Annotated in this window: 16 protein-coding genes; 12 read left to right on the top strand and 4 right to left on the bottom strand. The window is 64.3% G+C overall.

All coding sequences use genetic code 11. From position 1 onward, the window contains the following. Positions 1-270: 270 nt before the first annotated feature. The 4 genes from ACUN9Y_RS03675 to ACUN9Y_RS03660 all read left to right on the top strand — a co-directional run bounded on the left by ACUN9Y_RS03675 (position 271) and on the right by ACUN9Y_RS03660 (position 4220). Entirely contained in the window at positions 271-1116 is an 846-nt protein-coding gene (locus ACUN9Y_RS03675; RefSeq protein ID WP_445459324.1) for a universal stress protein, read from the top strand. A 98-nt stretch (positions 1117-1214) separates the two neighbouring features. After that, a complete protein-coding gene (locus ACUN9Y_RS03670; RefSeq protein ID WP_445459323.1) occupies positions 1215-1853 on the top strand; it encodes a chalcone isomerase family protein in 639 nt (212 codons plus the stop codon). Positions 1854-1971: 118 nt separating this feature from the next. Continuing rightward, complete coding sequence (gene dtd, locus ACUN9Y_RS03665) at positions 1972-2409, top strand: D-aminoacyl-tRNA deacylase (protein WP_445459322.1); 438 nt, start codon at positions 1972-1974, stop codon at positions 2407-2409. A 401-nt stretch (positions 2410-2810) separates the two neighbouring features. Beyond that, positions 2811-4220: a uracil-xanthine permease family protein gene (locus ACUN9Y_RS03660; RefSeq protein WP_445459321.1), complete on the top strand. Its 1410-nt coding sequence runs from the start codon at positions 2811-2813 to the stop codon at positions 4218-4220. On the opposite strand, the gene ACUN9Y_RS03655 is transcribed toward ACUN9Y_RS03660, so the two are convergent. Continuing rightward, positions 4209-6155, bottom strand: a complete 1947-nt coding sequence (locus ACUN9Y_RS03655) for an ATP-binding cassette domain-containing protein (RefSeq protein WP_445459320.1) — start codon at positions 6153-6155, stop codon at positions 4209-4211. The genes ACUN9Y_RS03660 and ACUN9Y_RS03655 overlap by 12 nt on opposite strands. A 163-nt stretch (positions 6156-6318) precedes the next feature. On the opposite strand from ACUN9Y_RS03655, the gene ACUN9Y_RS03650 reads away from it, so the two are divergent. The 7 genes from ACUN9Y_RS03650 (at position 6319) to ACUN9Y_RS03620 (ending at position 12854) form a co-directional block, all read left to right on the top strand. Continuing rightward, complete coding sequence (locus tag ACUN9Y_RS03650) at positions 6319-6846, top strand: TIGR02444 family protein (RefSeq protein WP_445459319.1); 528 nt, start codon at positions 6319-6321, stop codon at positions 6844-6846. Between the two features lie 186 nt (positions 6847-7032). Beyond that, positions 7033-8061, top strand: coding sequence for a TRAP transporter substrate-binding protein (locus tag ACUN9Y_RS03645; protein WP_445459318.1), 1029 nt, complete (start codon positions 7033-7035; stop codon positions 8059-8061). 287 nt (positions 8062-8348) lie between these two features. Further along, the gene (locus tag ACUN9Y_RS03640; protein WP_445459317.1) at positions 8349-8927 is read left to right on the top strand and encodes a TRAP transporter small permease; all 579 of its coding nucleotides are present in this window, start codon (positions 8349-8351) and stop codon (positions 8925-8927) included. Between the two features lie 30 nt (positions 8928-8957). After that, entirely contained in the window at positions 8958-10241 is a 1284-nt protein-coding gene (locus ACUN9Y_RS03635; protein ID WP_445459316.1) for a TRAP transporter large permease, read from the top strand. 34 nt (positions 10242-10275) lie between these two features. After that, positions 10276-10719, top strand: a complete 444-nt coding sequence (locus tag ACUN9Y_RS03630) for a universal stress protein (RefSeq protein WP_445459315.1) — start codon at positions 10276-10278, stop codon at positions 10717-10719. Positions 10720-11074: 355 nt separating this feature from the next. After that, on the top strand, positions 11075-11791 hold the full coding sequence (locus ACUN9Y_RS03625; RefSeq protein ID WP_445459314.1) for an FKBP-type peptidyl-prolyl cis-trans isomerase: 717 nt from the start codon (positions 11075-11077) through the stop codon (positions 11789-11791). A 4-nt stretch (positions 11792-11795) separates the two neighbouring features. Continuing rightward, positions 11796-12854: an alpha/beta hydrolase-fold protein gene (locus tag ACUN9Y_RS03620; protein ID WP_445459313.1), complete on the top strand. Its 1059-nt coding sequence runs from the start codon at positions 11796-11798 to the stop codon at positions 12852-12854. A 470-nt stretch (positions 12855-13324) separates the two neighbouring features. On the opposite strand, the gene ACUN9Y_RS03615 is transcribed toward ACUN9Y_RS03620, so the two are convergent. Both ACUN9Y_RS03615 and ACUN9Y_RS03610 read right to left on the bottom strand, forming a co-directional pair. Beyond that, complete coding sequence (locus tag ACUN9Y_RS03615; RefSeq protein ID WP_445459312.1) at positions 13325-13921, bottom strand: SCO family protein; 597 nt, start codon at positions 13919-13921, stop codon at positions 13325-13327. Beyond that, positions 13918-14433, bottom strand: a complete 516-nt coding sequence (locus ACUN9Y_RS03610; protein ID WP_445459311.1) for a hypothetical protein — start codon at positions 14431-14433, stop codon at positions 13918-13920. The genes ACUN9Y_RS03615 and ACUN9Y_RS03610 overlap by 4 nt, the downstream gene beginning before the upstream one ends. A gap of 226 nt (positions 14434-14659) precedes the next feature. Between ACUN9Y_RS03610 and ACUN9Y_RS03605 the strand changes: the two genes are divergently transcribed. Continuing rightward, complete coding sequence (locus ACUN9Y_RS03605; RefSeq protein WP_445459310.1) at positions 14660-15574, top strand: AEC family transporter; 915 nt, start codon at positions 14660-14662, stop codon at positions 15572-15574. 639 nt (positions 15575-16213) lie between these two features. On the opposite strand, the gene ACUN9Y_RS03600 is transcribed toward ACUN9Y_RS03605, so the two are convergent. Beyond that, positions 16214-17122, bottom strand: a complete 909-nt coding sequence (locus ACUN9Y_RS03600) for a LysR family transcriptional regulator (protein WP_445459309.1) — start codon at positions 17120-17122, stop codon at positions 16214-16216. Positions 17123-17129 lie beyond the last annotated feature (7 nt).

Below are 17129 nucleotides of genomic sequence, written 5' to 3'. Positions count from 1 at the left end.
GCGACCCCCCGGCCACGACAAGCGAGACGCCGGCCTCGGTGGCCGGCGCTTTCCTTTCCGAGCCTTTCCTTTCCGGGTCTTTCCATTCCGGGTCTTTCCTTTTCTGCCCTTGCCGGCCCGACTCGACACCATTCACGTCGTGGATAGGGCCTCGTATCGGCACACCTTGGTGGTCCGCCGCCCGAACCGGCGCCACATGACGTCGCTTGCGCGATCGCCAATGCCGCACCATGCTGAGGACTCACCCGCCGGCGTTAAGAGGGCTGAGCCATGACTCGCACCCTGCTGTTTGCCTGTGACCTGTCCGCCGAAAATCGTGCCGCCTTCGGCCGAGCGATCCGCCTGGCCGGCGAGCAGGGCGCTCGCCTGGATGTGATCCATGTCCTCGATCCGTATCTGCCTCACCGTGTACTGCGCGATCTTGAGGGCGCGGTGGTGGCCGATATCCAGTCGATCATGACCGACCTGCGCGAGGACTATGCTCTCGATGAACCGGCGCACCTGATCCAGACCGTAACCGGGCCGGCCTATACCGAGATCATTCGCGAGGCCCACGAGCGCAGCGCCGACATGATCATCCTTGGCACCCATCGCAAGCGCGGCCACCCTGACCTGGTCGGTGGTACGACCCTTGCCCGGGTACTGCGCAGCGCCCCCTGCCCGGTACTGACGGTAAGCCAGCCACCGTCCAGCGACTGGCACGACATCCTGGTCCCGGTGGATTTCTCCCTGACCTGCCGGCGGACCTTGCGCGAGGCGCTGATCCGCTTTCCCGAGTCTCGCCTGACCCTGCTTCACGCCTGGGACGTGCCCGGCGAACGCGAACTCGGCTCCGACAGCGGCTATGCCCGCTGGCGCGACCAGGAAGTCGCCCGACTGCGCACCCAGCTGGAACGCGAGATCGACCAGTTGATGTCCGAGTTCGACCAGGTGCCCGAGCTCGAGCTGGTCCTCGAGCAGGGCGAACCGCTGGAGGTGCTGATGGCGCACCTGAGGCGTCAGCCCCCGGATCTCCTCGCGCTAGGCAACCGTGGCCAGGTGGGCCGCCGAAGCCAGATCACCAAGCGCCTGCTGACCGAGCTGCACTGCGACATCATGCTATGCAGAGCCTGGTAGGCGACGCATTCGTCGCCATCTAAAATTTATACAACAGCTATACATAACGACGTCGATGCCTCATGATTTGTACACATCATGACCCTGGAGACGACGCCATGCGCGGCCCCGACGTCCCGCGTCGAATCGCCCCTCTTACCTCCCCTCTCACCGCCCCTCTCATCGCACGCCTGATCCGCGGCGGGGGGCTGATGGCCTGTCTGGTGCTGGCCTCGCTGGTTGCTCTGGAGGCCAACGCCCAAGACCGGGTGAGGGTCAAGGACGCCCAGTTCGCCACGACACTGACCGAGCCGCCCGGCTACCGCCTGGTCGGTGCGGGCCTATTCACCTACATGATCTGGGACGCCTATGCCGGGGCCTACTATCAGGCCAATGGGTATCCTCGCCCCGCGCCCCAATCGAGCGTCCCACGCAAGCTGGTGCTGCACTACTTTCATGCCATCGATGCCGCCGACTTCGCCGACGTAACCGAAGACACCCTGCGCGACCAGGTCGGTGCCCGCGACTTTCCCACCATCGCGGCAGCGCTGAGGACGTTCAACGCGAGTTATCGGGACGTGGCACCCGGAGATCGCTACACCCTGACCTGGGACGGTCAGCAGTTGACCCTGACACTCAACGACGAGGTCCTGTATCGGGCCCCCGAGGCGGCACTGGCCAGTGCCATGTTCGGCATCTGGCTGGGTGATGAGCCACTGAGTCGGGGTTTTCGCGATAACCTGCTGGGGCGAGGTTAGCCGTACCCTTGCCCGAGGCATGGCCGTCTGCGAGGCAAGCCGCCTTCGTGATAGGCTCGCTGCGTTTGCCCGGCGAGTCAGCCGAGCCCAGCACAGAGAGCCCACCACGGAGAGCCTCATGAAAGCCCTGATCCAACGCGTTAGCCGTGCCAGCGTGGAAGTCGATGCTCGCTGCGTGGGCACCATCGGCCCCGGACTGCTGGCTCTGATCGGGGTGGAAAAGGGCGACGACAAAACCAGCGTCGATCGCTTGCTGCACAAGCTGCTGCACTACCGGGTCTTCAGCGACGACGATGGCAAGATGAACCTCGACGTTCAACAAGCCGGCGGCGGGCTACTGCTGGTGTCGCAGTTCACATTGGCCGCCAGCACCCGCAAGGGGCTGCGCCCCAGCTTCTCCAGCGCCGCGCCACCGGCAGAGGGAGAACGCCTCTTTCACGCGCTACTCGAAAAAGCTCACCTGCGCCACGCCCCCGTGGCCTGCGGCGAGTTCGGCGCCAACATGCAGGTCTCGCTGGTCAACGACGGCCCCGTGACCTTCCTGCTCGAGAGTTGAGACAAGGGCAGGCCCTGCCCCTATTGGCCTAGCCCTCGGTCCAGCCCGCCTACGGCACTCCTCGCCGAGCGCCGCCCACGCGGTACTTGACCGCATGACCACCGTCCCCTGAGCCGAGGCCAGCGGATCTCTCCGTTGCCCCTGACCCTTGCACCGACGGTGCCCCTGACGCCATCGGCGTGACACGCTTGCCTGCTAGATGGCCGCCCGCGCTTCGGCTCGGCCGTGGTGCGGTTCTTTGCCCCTTGGGCGCCGCCACCCCCTCAGACCGGCCGCCGGCGTCGCGCGGTGATCTCATCCATTCGTCGCAATTTTCCTCGCGAACGGGCGCATCGCTTGAAGTTTTTGGAAATGATTACCAGAATTGCGACTGTATACAAAAACAACCGGTAATCGTATCCATGAAAAGCCCCCACAGCACTTCCGTGTTCGACTTTCATGGCCGGCCGCCGCTCACCCGCGCCCTGCCATTATCGCTGCAGCACATCCTCGCCATGATCATGGGCACCATTACCGTGCCGATCATCGTGGCCGGCACCGTCGGTGCCACCAGCAACCAGACGCTACTGCTCATCCAGGTGTCCCTGCTGACGTCCGGCATCGCCACGCTGATCCAGCTCTACGGTGTGGGTCGCTTCGGCGCTCGCCTGCCGAGCATCTTCGGCGTCGGGTTCGCTTATGTGCCAACGTTGACCGCCGTGGGTAGCCAGTACGGCCTCGAAGGCATCTTCGGTGCTCAGTTGATCGGCGGTGTGGCCATGTTGTTGGTCGGCTTCGGCATTCGCCCCTTGCGCCACCTGTTCCCGCCGGTGGTGGCAGGCGTCGTGGTCCTGGTGATCGGCCTCTCCCTTTACGACATCGCCATCCACTACATGGCTGGCGGTATCGGCCGACCCGGCTACGGCTCCGGCAAGCAATGGATGGTGGCCCTGGCAACACTCGCCGTGGTGCTCGTGATCTCTCAGTTCGCCCGCGGTTTCATGAAACTGTCGGCGATCATATGCGGCATTGCCGTGGGCTATCTGCTGTCACTCGCGCTGGGCATGGTCGACTTCACGGCGGTGCGCGAGGCCGCCTGGTTGAGTGCGCCGGAGCTCCTGCCGGTCAGCCTCAGCTTTCCGCCGGCCGCCATCTTGTCCATGGTCGTCATCTGCATGGTCAATTCGGTGCAGACCATCGGCGATCTATCGGCCACCACCATGGCAGGCATGAACCGAGAGCTAGGCGAAAAGGAGTTGTCCGGCGGCTTGTTGGGGAACGGCCTGAGTACCCTGGTAGGAGCCCTGTTCGGGGCCTTGCCGACCTCGTCGTACAGTCAGAACGTCGGCATCGTCGCAATGACCAAGGTGGTGAGCCGCTCCGTCTTGGGCCTGGCCGCCGTGTTCATGCTGGTCGCAGGACTGGTGCCGAAGTTCGGCGCCGTGATGACCACCATTCCCTATCCGGTGCTCGGCGGCGCCACGGTCACCGTCTTCGGCATGATCACCATGACCGGCATCCAGCTGCTGACCCGGGATGAACTATCGGCCCGCAACATGACCATCGCCAGCCTTGCGCTGGCCATGAGCTTGGGACTGTATGCGGCGCCGGGCGCGCTTGGCGCCTTGCCGCCCACACTCCAGCTCGCCATCGGCGGCTCGCCTGTGGTCGTGGCTGCGATCACCGCCGTGGTGCTGAACCTCGTGCTGCCGAAACGCGGCCTGGACGACGAACGTGAGGAGCGCGAGCGGCTCGCCGCGAAGATGAACGCCGAGGATGAGGCCTCACGCAAGGGTCCCATGAAGCGCAGCCGGGCAGCGTCATTCCGATAGTTCCCGGGTCATTTCCTCGAGGGTCTCTTCGGCGACCAACCACTGACCTTCCAGCTCGCCAAGGCGAGCGCTCAGCTCACCTTGCCCCGCCAGGAGCTTGGTGAGCTCATCCTTGCGCGCCGGATCGGTATACACCTCGGGGTCCGCCAGGCGCTCTTCAAGCTCACCGAGCTCTCCCTGAACCTTCTCCATCGCCTTTTCCGCCTTGTCCCGCTCTCGCCTCCAGGGCCTGAGCTTTTCGCGTAGCTCGGCGGCGGCCCGCCGACTGGCCTTGCGATCTTCCTTCGGCGCCTCCTGAGCCCACTCGACACGTTCCGCCTTGTCGGCTCGGGCACCGCGCCGCGCCTCTTCCAGGCGGGTCTTGAGCCAGACTCGGTAATCGTCAAGATCGCCGTCGAAAGGCTCGACACGATGATCGGCCACTTTCCAGAACTCATCGACGGTTGCCTTGAGCAGATGGCGATCGTGGGACACCACGATGACGGTACCATCGAAGGCCGCTAGCGCCTCGGTCAGCGCCTCGCGCATCTCCAGATCGAGATGGTTGGTCGGCTCGTCGAGCAGCAACAGATTGGGTTTTTGCCACGCCACCAGCGACAGCGCCAGGCGTGCCTTCTCGCCGCCGGAAAAATGTCCGACCTGAGCGAAGACATCGTCACCGGGGAAGCCGAAGCCACCGAGGAAGCGCCGGATGTCGCTATCGGCGGCGGTCGGCGATAGACGCTGAACGTGCTGGAACGGCGTCGACCCCAGGTCCAGCCCTTCGAGCTGGTGCTGGGCGAAGTAGCCGATGGCCAGGTGCTCGCCGGGGACCCGCTTGCCGCCCAGCAACGGCAGGTCGCCGGTGAGCGACTTGATCAGGGTCGACTTGCCGGCGCCATTGGGGCCAAGCAAGCCAATGCGCTGCCCCGGCAAGATGGTCAGGCGTACCTGCTCGAGTTGTACGCGATCACCTTGCTGCGGGTGATGGTAGCCCAGCGTTGCCTCATCCAGCACCAGCAGTGGATGTGACGTCTTGTCCGCCGCCGGCAAGCTGAAGTGGAACGGTGAATCGACGTGGGCCAGGGCGATGGTACCCATGCGCTCCAGCATCTTGAGGCGGCTCTGGGCCTGACGGGCCTTGGTCGCCTTGTAGCGGAAGCGGGCGACGAACTTCTCGATCTCTTCCTTGCGCGCCTGCTGCTTGGCCGCCTCGGCCTGCTGCAGCGCAAGCTTCTCCGCCCGGGTGCGCTCGAAGATGGAGTAGTTGCCGCGGTACAACACCAGGCGCTTGCGATCGAAGTGCACGATGTGGTCGCACACCGCGTCGAGAAAGTCCCGGTCATGGGAAATCAACAGCAGCGTGCCGGGGTAGCGCACCAGCCACTGCTCGAGCCACAGCAGGGCATCCAGGTCCAGGTGGTTGGTGGGCTCATCCAGCAACAGCACGTCGGAGGGCATGAATAGCGTGCGCGCCAGGTTGACGCGCATCCGCCATCCACCGGAGAAGGCCGACAGCGGCTTGTCGAGATCGTGCTGGGCGAAGCCCAGGCCGACCAGCAACTGGGCCGCCCGGGCCGGAGCGCTGTAGCCGTCCAGCGCTTCGATGGCGCCGTGCAGTTCGGCCTCGCGATGGTGGTCTTCGCGACGCTGAGCCTCGGCCAGCGCGGTTTCGGTACGTCGCAGTTCGGCATCGCCGTCGAGCACATACTCGACGATCGGCCGCGACAGCGCCTCGACCTCCTGGGCCATATGAGCGATACGCTGACCGCCACTCATCTCCACGCTGCCCGTGTCGGCGCCAATTTCCCCCAGCAACAAGCCAAACAGGCTGGACTTGCCGGCGCCATTGGGACCGACGATGCCGGCCTTGTGCCCGGCGTGCAGGGTTAGATCGGCGCCCTCGAACAGGGGCTCGGCCCCGCGTTGCAGGGACACTTGGCGCAGTGCAATCATGCAGGCTCCACTCGGCGATACTTGGGATAGGCAAATAACGAGACGGCCGTCGGCATCGGCGCCCACGCCCTGGGGGATTCAGTCCCGCTGATACAGGCGGCACTCGTCCCGGGCTTGGACACAGAGGCGGGGCGTCGTCACCTTGAACACAGAGGCTCGAAGCGTGAACCGCCATTCTACCGAATTCAGGCGCCAGCTGCGCCTGCGACTCGTCGAAGCCCCCCTTTGGGACTTCGCCTTGGCCCTGTATGGCCGTCCCGGCGTCGAGTCCGCCTGCCTGACCCTCCAGGACGAAGGTGGCCACGACGTCTGCGAATTGCTGTGGCGCTGCTGGCTGTATCGACATGGCGCCGAGACTGGCCCATGCCCCGACGAGGTCCTGCGCTGGCAGTGCGAGGTCACCGCGCCCTTGCGCCACCTTCGTCGCGCACTAAAGGCCGAGGCGAACGCACATCCCGGGGTGGCAAGCGTTCGCTCACATCTCCAGCAGGCCGAACTCGCCGCCGAGCATGAAACCCTCGAAAGGCTCATGAAAATTAGCCTTGAATCAGAGGCTATTACGCCCCTTCCCCGCCCTAGGCCCGGCTTGGAAAAAGTGCTACTTCCGAACGGCGAATCACAGAAAAAATCGCAAGTTATGGCCATCATAAGCCTCGAAAGCCAGCTTGACCCTCCCCAAGCCGCACGCTAGCCTGAAAGTCATCGCATGAGATTTACGGCGTATCTGGCGCGCTATTTTGGCGCGCACAATATCCCGAACGCTGCCACGCTAAATGGCGGCTGAACCTCACTTTGTTCTATGCCCTGACCTTCCCATGAGGCAATCGCAGCACTCTCATAATATCGCCACGACAACACCTGCAGAGGAACCACAAGAATGAAGGCAACCCAACTGTTGACCACCGCCAGTATCGGCGCCCTGATGCTTGGCATGTCCTCCGCCGCTTTCGCCGACAGCTGGCGCTACGCCCACGAAGAGTACGAAGGCGACGTGCAGGACGTCTTCGCCCAAGCGTTCAAGCAGTATGTCGAGGAGAACTCCGATCACGACGTCCAGGTCTACCGCTTCGGCGAGCTGGGCGAGTCCGATGACATCATGGAGCAGACCCAGAACGGTATCCTGCAGTTCGTCAACCAGTCCCCCGGCTTCACCGGCGCCCTGATTCCGGAAGCCCAGATCTTCTTCATCCCCTACCTGCTGCCCACCGACGAAGGCACCGTGCTCAAGTTCTTCGACGAGAGCAAGGCCATCAACGAGATGTTCCCGGAGCTCTACGCCGAACAAGGCCTCGAGCTTTTGCAGATGTATCCGGAAGGGGAAATGGTCGTCACCGCCGACGAGCCGATCACCTCGCCGGAGGACTTCGATAACAAGAAGATCCGCACCATGACCAATCCGCTGCTGGCCGAGACCTACTCCGCCTTCGGCGCCACGCCGACCCCGCTGCCCTGGGGTGAAGTCTACGGCGGCCTGCAGACCGGCATCATCGATGGCCAGGAGAACCCGATCTTCTGGATCGAATCCGGCGGCCTCTACGAGGTGTCACCGAACCTGACGTTCACCGGCCACGGCTGGTTCACCACCGCCATGATGGCCAACCAGGACTTCTTTGACGGCCTGTCGGACGAGGACAAGCAGCTGGTCCAAGACGCCACCGACTCCGCCTACGACACCACCATCGAGCACATCCAAGGGCTCGCCGAAGAGGCTCTGGGCAAGATCCAGGAAGCCTCTGACGAGGTCACCGTGACGCGTCTGAACGATGAGCAGATCGCTGCCTTCAAGGAGCGTGCACCCCAGGTCGAAGAGAAGTTCATCGAAATGACCGGTGACGGCGGTCAGGAGCTGCTCGACCAGTTCAAGGCCGATCTCGAGGCCGTGGAACAGAACGCAGACAACGGCTAAACCACGCACTGAAACAGCGGCTGACGCGACACATGGCACCGCCAGAAATACGTTGCCGCCAGCCGTCGCCACCCAAGGGGGCAGCCACGCTGCCCCCTTGTTGTTTTCGCCGCCAGCGTGTTCCGGGCATGACCACACCAGAACGCGCTGCGCGCCATCACTGAGGTTCACTGACCGCTGCGTGCATCCAGCGTTGACGCTTGTGCCCCATCGGCGCCGACACAGGGAGTACGCTGCGGTCAGGGCATCCACTGTTGCGGACTCTGAACTCAGAGAGGAGCTCGGCCATGACCGACGAAGAATCCGAGATGAACTACCGTTCCGGGCTGCCTGGCATCCTGGGGACCATCGATACCCTGATCAGCAAGATCGAAGCCGTGATCCTTGCCGTAGGGGTGCTGCTGATGGCCGTCAATACCATCGCGAACGTCATTGGACGCTTTGCTCTCGGTGAAAGTATCTTCTTCACCGGCGAGATCAATCGCATCCTGATTATCATGATTACCTTCGCCGGTATCGGCTACGCGGCGCGCCATGGCCGTCATATCCGTATGTCCGCTATCTACGATGCGCTGCCGGTAGGTGGACGCAAGGTGCTGATGGTCACCATCTCTCTTTTCACCGCGGCGGTGATGTTTTTCCTGCTCTACTACTCGGTGATCTACATTCTCGACCTGTACGACAAGGGACGGATTCTCCCGGCTCTAGGCTTCCCGATCTTCATCATATACATCTGGGTTCCCATGGGCTTTCTAATCACAGGCATCCAGTATCTGCTGACCGCGGTCAAGAACCTGACCTCGCGTGACGTCTACCTCTCCACCGGGGTACTCGACGGTTACAAAGATACGGAAACGGAAGTCTGACTCGCCGAGAAGGCCACGGAGAATCCCCCTATGACGACAATAATGGTAGTCACCATGATTGCCCTGCTGCTGCTGGGCTTTCCCATGATGGTTCCGCTGATCAGTGCCGCAGTGATCGGCTTCTTCATGATGTTCAACGGCTTCGGCCAGATGGATACCCTGATCCAACAGATGATGGCGGGTATTCGTCCTGCCTCGCTGATCGCGGTACCGATGTTCATTCTCGCCGCCGATATCATGACCCGCGGCCAGTCGGCCGAACGCTTGATCAATATGGTCATGTCCTTTATCGGCCACGTGAAGGGTGGCCTAGCCGTCTCCACGGCGGCCTCCTGCACCCTGTTTGGCGCAGTCTCTGGCTCGACCCAGGCCACCGTGGTGGCGGTCGGCTCGCCGCTGCGCCCGCGCATGCTCAAGGCCGGCTATTCCGACTCTTTCACCCTGGCCCTGATCATCAACTCCAGTGATATCGCCTTTCTGATCCCGCCGAGCATCGGCATGATCATCTATGGCGTCATCTCCGGCACCTCCATCGGCGAGCTGTTCATCGCCGGCATCGGCCCGGGGCTGCTGATTCTGATGATGTTCTCGGTCTACTGCGTGCTCTACGCCGTGATCCGCGATGTCCCCACCGAACCCAAGGCCTCCTGGCGCGAGCGCTTGACCTCGGTGCGCGAGGCCCTGTGGCCACTGGGCTTCCCGGTGATCATCGTCGGCGGCATCTATGGCGGCATCTTCAGCCCCACCGAAGCCGCGGCGGCCTGCGTGCTGTATGCCGTGTTCCTCGAGTTTGTGGTCTTCCGCTCGCTCAAGCTCAGCCACATCTACGCCATCGCCAAGTCCACCGGCCTGATCACGGCGGTGGTGTTCATCCTGGTCGCGGTGGGCAACGGCTTCTCCTGGATCATCTCCTTCGCCCAGATTCCCCAGGCCCTGCTCGAGGCCGCGGGGATCAACGATGCCGGCGCCACAGGCGTCTTGATCGCGATCTGTATCGCCTTCTTCGTCGCCTGCATGTTCGTCGACCCGATCGTGGTCATCCTGGTGCTCACACCGATCTTCGCCCCCGCCGTCGAGGCCACCGGCCTGGATCCGGTGCTGGTCGGGATCCTGATCACGTTGCAGGTGGCGATCGGGTCGGCAACGCCGCCCTTCGGCTGCGACATCTTTACCGCCATCGCGATCTTCAAGCGGCCCTACTTCGACGTGATTAAGGGCACCCCGCCCTTCGTTCTGCTGCTGATTCTGGCCGCGGCTCTGCTGATCATGTTCCCGCAGATCGCGCTGTTCCTGCGCGACGTGGCGTTCCGCTGATGCCGACCACGCCCCTTTTACGGAGAGTCTAGCGATGTTCAACAGAATCCTGGTGGCGGTGGACGGCTCCAAAGGCGCCCTGAAAGCCCTCGAGAAGGCCGTGGGCCTGCAGTACCTGACCGGCTCGGAGCTGTGGGTGCTGTGCGTGTTCAAGCATCACAGTCTGCTCGAGGCGTCCTTGTCCATGGTCCGCCCCGACAAACTGGACCTGCCCGACGATGCGTTGAAGGAATACGCCTCCGAGATCGCAGTACACGCCAAGGCCCACGCCGTGGAGCTTGGCGTGCCGGCAGACAAGGTCCGCGCCTTCGTCAAGGGCGGCCGCCCCTCACGCACCATCGTGCGCTTCGCCCGCAAGCGCGACTGCGACCTGATCGTGATCGGCGCCCAGGGCACCAACGGCGACTCCAGCCTGATCCTCGGCAGCGTCGCCCAACGAGTCGCAGGCTCCGCTCACGCGGCCACCATGGTGGTCTAAGCCCGCGAACGCGGTTCCCAGGCCCCGGCGAATGTCGCTCGCGCCGGGGCCCGGTCGTTGCACGGGTGCCACTACCGGCCCGACATGCCGGTCGGCGCAGAATCCGTGCTTGGCGACATCTGTCCTCACCTCATCGTCGGCCCGGCCACGCCGACAACGCTGGGAGCGTGCCCTTCGAGCCCCCCGACACAGGCACGCCCAAGGCACGCCCGTGCGCTTCTGGCCTGGCCCCGGGTCATGCAACACCTTTGCACCAGATGCGGAACCCTCCGCCCCCTGTTAGAGTCTCAACACCGACATACACCTTCGTCACTCATCACGCATGGCGCCAAGCGCCCAAGAGTTAAGGACATTCATGAAGACACTGCTGACTTCTGCTTCCCTGGTCGCCCTGCTGGGCGCCGCTCCACTGGCCTTCTCCGCCCCCGAAACCGATCAGGAAAAGCTCAGCTACAGCCTCGGCGTGACCCTCGGTCAGAGCATCCAGCAGGATGTCGAAGACCTCGACACCGACGCCTTCTCCGATGCGGTCAAGGACGTGTTCGCCGGAGAGGAGCTTGACCTGAGCGATGAGGAAATCGCCGCCGCCCTGACCAAGTTCCAGCAGGAAGCCATGGCCAAGCGCGCCGAGGAACAGGAGCAGCTTGCCGCCGAACGGGAAAAGCAGGGCGAAGATAACCAGGCGGCAGGCGAGAGCTACCTGGCCGAGAACGGCGACAAGGACGGCGTGACAACCACCGATTCTGGCCTCCAGTACAAGGAGCTGGAAGAGGGTGATGGCGCCTCGCCGGAAGCCGGTGATACCGTCGAGGTCAACTACGAAGGCAAGCTGATCGACGGCACCGTGTTCGACAGCTCCTACGAGCGTGGCGAGCCGGTCACCTTCCAGGTCGGTCAGGTCATCGAGGGCTGGCAGGAAGCGCTCAAGATGATGAACGTCGGCGATACCTGGGAAGTCGTGATCCCCGCCGAACTGGCCTATGGTGCACGCGGCCAGGGCCCGATCGGTCCCAACGAGACACTGATCTTCAAGGTCGAACTGCTGGATGTGAACCCGAGCGACGAAGGCTGATCACGTGACCGCCAGCCCTCGTACCATCATCGCCAGCCTCCTCGCGGGGCTGGCTTTGTCGTTTACGGCCAACGTCCATGCCGAAACACCCGACCCCCTGCCCAGGCTTGGCCTGGACGGCGAGCGGCTCGCCGCCATCGGGGTATCCTCCGGCGGCTACATGGCGGCTCAGTTGGCCGTGGCCTGGCCCGAACGCTTTGATGCCCTTGGCCTGGTGGCGACCGGGCCCTGGGGCTGTGCCCAGGGCGAACTCGGTCGGGCGCTTGGTCAGTGCATGTTCACTCGCCTGGGCGCCCCCGACCTCAGCGCCATCGATCAGCGCTGGGCAGACTATCGCGAGCGTGAACTGGTCGGCAGTCAGGCCGACCGCGGCAAGCTCAGGGTCTACGCCTGGCAGGGTGGCAGCGACGGTACCGTCGATCCTGCCGTCAGCACTGCCGCAGTGACGCAGCTCGACGGCTGGCTCGCCGACCCGGAGGCCCAGCTCAAGACGGTGGTCGACGCAACGGCCGGCCATGGGTGGCCCGTGGACGCCGAGACGGCAGGCGAATCGCTGGCCGACTGCCACGCCAGCGGCCCCCCCTACCTGCTTGCTTGCGGCACGGACCTCGCCGGCGACGCCATCGCCTGGTGGTACCCGTCCCCCGAGCCCGCGGTGGACGATCCCGCTGCCGCTGGCTCCCTGCTGGTCTTCGACCAGAGCGCCTTCGACGCCCGTGGCCTGGCGGACACCGGCTACCTGTATCTGCCGAGCGCTTGCGAGGACGGCCACTGCGGCATCGTGGTCGCCCTGCACGGCTGCGAAATGGGCGTTTCCGACGAAGAAGACGCCGGTGTCCCGGCCTTCGTGTCGGGCAGCGGCCTGAACCGCTGGGCCGCCGCCAATCGCCTGGCGGTGCTCTATCCCCAGGCCGAGGCGACCCTGGCCAACCCCAAGGGGTGCTGGGACTGGTGGGGCTTCAGCGAGAGCACCTGGCAGCTCGATCCGCTCCAGGACAGCCGCGACGGCCGCCAGGTCAAGGCGCTGATGGGCATGATCGACAGCCTGCAGGCCGCGCCCTGAGCGGGCACGAACCAAAGCCTAGACCTAGACCCACCATGAACCGCCGGGTCAGCACCAGCGGCACACAAACGCCAGCGACGCCTCGGGGAATCCGGGCGCCGCTGGCGTTTTTCGTGACGGCCAGGCCTGACACCCCACCCTCGACGCGGCCCGGCCCCGCGCGGGCACGCCGCGGACGGTGTCGAGCCATGAAGAGCCCTCAGCGGGCTCGATAAAGAGCCCTCAGCGGGCTCGATAAAGAGCCCTCAGCGGGGTGATAAAGAGCCTTCAGCGGGGTGATAAAGAGCCTTCAGCGGGGTGATAAAGAGCCTTCAGCGGGGTGATAAAGAGCCTTCAGCGGGGTGATAAAGAGCCTTCAGCGGGCTCGGTAAAGAGCCCTCAGCGGGCTCGGTAAAGAGCCTTCAGCGGGCTCGGTAAAGAGCCTTCAGCGGGCTCGATAAAGAGCCCTCAGCGGGGCCGATGAAGAGCCTTCAGCCCTCGCTCAAGGCCTCATCCAGGGCGGCCTGAAGAGGGCCGGGGGTGGGGGAATGCAGCACCCGGCGCACGATATCGCCGTCGGCATTCACCAGATACAGCGAAGCGGTATGGTCCACGGTGTACGCCATCGCCGAGTCCGGCGTCTCGACCTTGCGCCAGACCACTCCGTAGCGCTCGGCGATGTCGTCGAGTTGCGCCTGGCTGCCGGTCGCGCCGATGAAGTCCTCACCGAAGAAGCCCAGATACTCCTCGAGTCGTGCCAGGCTGTCACGCTCGGGGTCCACCGACACCATCAACGGCACGACACGCCGGCGCTGCTCATCGGGCAGTGCCTGACGTGCCTGGCGCACGACCGCGAGGCTCATCGGACAGACGTCGGGACACCAGGTGTAGCCGAAGAAGATCACGGCCAGCTGATCGTCCTCGAGGGACGACAGCGAGAACTCGCCCCGGGTCGAGGGTAGCTCGATAGGCCCCCCCACGGGTTCGCCATCGGCGTGACGCTGCTGCCAGGGAGCCAACGTCCATAGCGTTGCGGCAACCAGAACGGCCGCCGTCGCAAGGCCAAGCCCCCATAGCCGTCCCTTCATGGCAGACTCCTTTCGACGTCGATATCGAACCAGCTCCCGAGTCTTCCCCGAGGCGAGTCAAACGTGACCTTGGCACGCCAGGTCATGGTGTCGTTGGTACAGATGCCGAGCTGGCCCTGACCGTGGAAATGCCCCGCCTCTCCCGCGTCGAGCGCAAAGCGATTCAGCCCCATGTCCATGTCGACCCCCTCGAAGCTGATACTCACTTGGCTCGCGGCAACGCCGTCGATGGCGACATCGAGCGGCAGCGGAGTGAGCGGCCGAATCTCACCATCGACCGCTATTTCGAGGGTCAACCGCTCCCCCTCGCCGAGGGCCGTGCTGCAGGGCCCGGCGTGCAGGGTGCAGGCCGTCGACGCCGGGGGGTACCAGGTCACCGGATCAGGATCGCTCAATTCATGACGCAACAGGTACCATAGCGTCACGGCGAGCGTCACGAGGGTCACCAGGATCAACAGGCGCAGGCGCGGTCGCCGGGTCGAACGTGATGAGGGCAGGCGTCGCGAAAGCATCGGAATGGACAGCCTCCCGAAAAATCAGTAGTACCGGTAAGCTTATCAGCAAATGGCCGAGGCACCCTGCGCGCCGATGTCGCAGCTGCCAACGCTGTTGACGACGCTGTCGCCAGGCGACTATCGACGTCAACGCCCGTCGGGCCAGGCTATTCTTGGGGCCCATTCAACTACGTTTCGCCATCGTGTTCCGAGCGACCGGCGAGCCTCTCGACAAGGAGTCACCATGGCTGGCGTCGCGGCCGCTCTCGGCCCACTGTTCCTGCTCATTCTGCTTGGCGCCGTGCTCGGCGCCGGCCGCATCCCCGGCGGCGATTTCTGGCAGCGCATGGAACGCCTGATCTATTTCATCCTGTTCCCGGCCATGCTGATCGCCACCATGGCCACGGCGGATATCAGCCAGGTCCCCGTCACTCGGCTGGCCATCGTCCTGCTTGGCGCCATGGCCGTGTTCACGGCGCTGTTGTGGTGGAGCAAGTCGCGACTCGCGATGGACGCAGCGGCCTTCACCTCGGTGTTCCAGGGCGCCATTCGGTTCAATACCTATGTCGGTGTCGCCGGTGCTGCGGCCCTGCATGGCCCCCTCGGCACCACCACCGCCGCCGTGGCTCTCGCGCTGATGATTCCAGTCGTCAACGTACTGTGCGTCCTGACCTTTATCGCCGCCGGCACACTCGGACGCTCGGGCCTATGGCGCAGCCTCACCGCGCTGGCCCAGAACCCGCTGATTCTGGCCTGCCTGATCGGCATCGGGCTGAACCTGTCCGGCATCGGCTTGCCAGGGTGGAGCGCCGGAACCCTGGAGCTGCTCGGCCGCGCGGCACTGCCTCTGGGGTTGGTCGCTGTCGGGGTTGCGCTGCGCCCCCAGGCCTTGCTACGCCGTGACATTGGTCTGTGGCTGTCGAGTGCGGTCAAGCTCGTGCTGATGCCATTGGTGGTGTTGATCCTGGCCTGGTGCCTGGGCCTGGACACGGTCAGCCGCGACGTGGCCCTGCTCTTTGCGGCCCTGCCGACGGCTACCTCCGCCTACATTCTGGCCCGCCAGTTGGGAGGCGACGCCGAATTGATGGCCGGCCTGATCACCGCTCAGACCCTGGCCGCGATGCTGACCCTGCCGCTATGGATGCGACTGGTGGGGTAAATAGCCAGTCTTACTAAAAAAGATTCTCGTTTGTGTTGACGTGGTAAACGAGAATGATTTACGCTTCAGTTGTCGGCGTTAATGAGTCGCCGGCAACCAGATTCGAGACATGCCAGTCGCTATCTGGTTTCTCCTCCTCATTGCTAGTCACGGTCCTTACGCCGCTTCCTCCTCGGGAGCGGCTTTTTCTTGTGGCCGGGGGCTGCAGCGTAGAGCGCATGTCTGGCGAGGAGGTGTCCGCTCCCGCCCCCATGGACCAGGTCGCTCGGCATCCGATGCCACCACCAGCGCCCTACTGCCGGATGAAAGACCCAAAAAAGCACGGAGGCTCAGCGAGTTAGCGGCTCTAAACAAAAAAGATTCTCGTTTGTGTTGACGCGTCAAACGAGAATGATTTACGCTTCAGTTGTCGGCGTTGATGAGTCGCCGGCAACCAGATTCGAGACATGCCAGTCGCTATCTGGTTTCTCCTCCTCATTGCTAGTCACGGTCCTTATGCGCCGCTCCGCCTCAGGAGCGGCTTTTTTTGGTTCATCGCACTTTGGTTCATCGCACCGTGCCGCGGTCTCACGACCGACGCCGACGCCGGCGCCGTACTCGCCTAGCGCCCGGCCTGTCCCGAGGCTCTTACCACGCTCCTTACCACACCCCGTGCCACGGCCCCACCTGAGACAGGCGACGCCGCAGCATGACGGCGAGCGCCTCCACCGCCGGCCATGACGAAGCGGCAATCCGCCGGCTGAAGTAGAGACACGCCTGACTCTCCCCCAACTCCGGCAGGTCATCGGCCTCGCCGAGCACTCGCATGCTCGGCGTCAGCCGTTGACGATCGAGAATACTCACCGCCAGCCCTACCTCCACGGCCTTTTCCACCGCATGGATGCTGGTACTGGTGAACACCGCGTACCACTCTCGCCCGCGGGCCTCCAGGGCCTCGACCCCCAACGAGCGAAACGGGCAGTCCAATGGATGCAGCGCCAGCGGCAATGGTGCGTGCTGGTCGATGCTGTAGTCCCGCGACGCCGCCCACACCGGCGAGGTCTTCCACAGTGGTTCTCCGCCCGCCACCCGGTGGGGGCGGTCCAGCGCCACAGCCAGGGACAGGTCGCCGCGCTCGAGCCGCCGCGCCAGCTCGCCGCTGGGGGCCGTCACCGCCTCCAGCAGCACACTGGGGTGGCTCGCCAGGAAGTCCGGCAGCACCTGCTCCACCAACTGTGGGGCATAGCCTTCGGGCATGCCGAAGCGCACGCGCCCGGATAGCCCCTGGCCGGTCAATCGCCCCACCAGGCCATCGTGCTGGCGCAACAGCTCCCGCGCTTCACGCAACAACACCTCACCGGCCGGCGACGGCGTGACACCACGCGGCCCACGAATCAACAGCCGGGTCGCCAGCCGCTCTTCCAGACGCTTGATCTGCATGCTCAGCGCGCTGACGGTGCGATGGCGCTGCTCCGCGGCCGCGGCCAGGCTGCCCTGCTGAACGATGGTAACGAAGCTGCGCAGGGCCTCGAGATCGAGCGCCGCGCCGCCAGTATCCGGAGTGTTCATGATCCTG

This window comes from Halomonas sp. V046 (assembly GCF_052645355.1).
The sequence above is the reverse complement of the archived record's forward strand: the minus strand, read 5'-3'. Positions and strand labels throughout refer to the sequence as shown.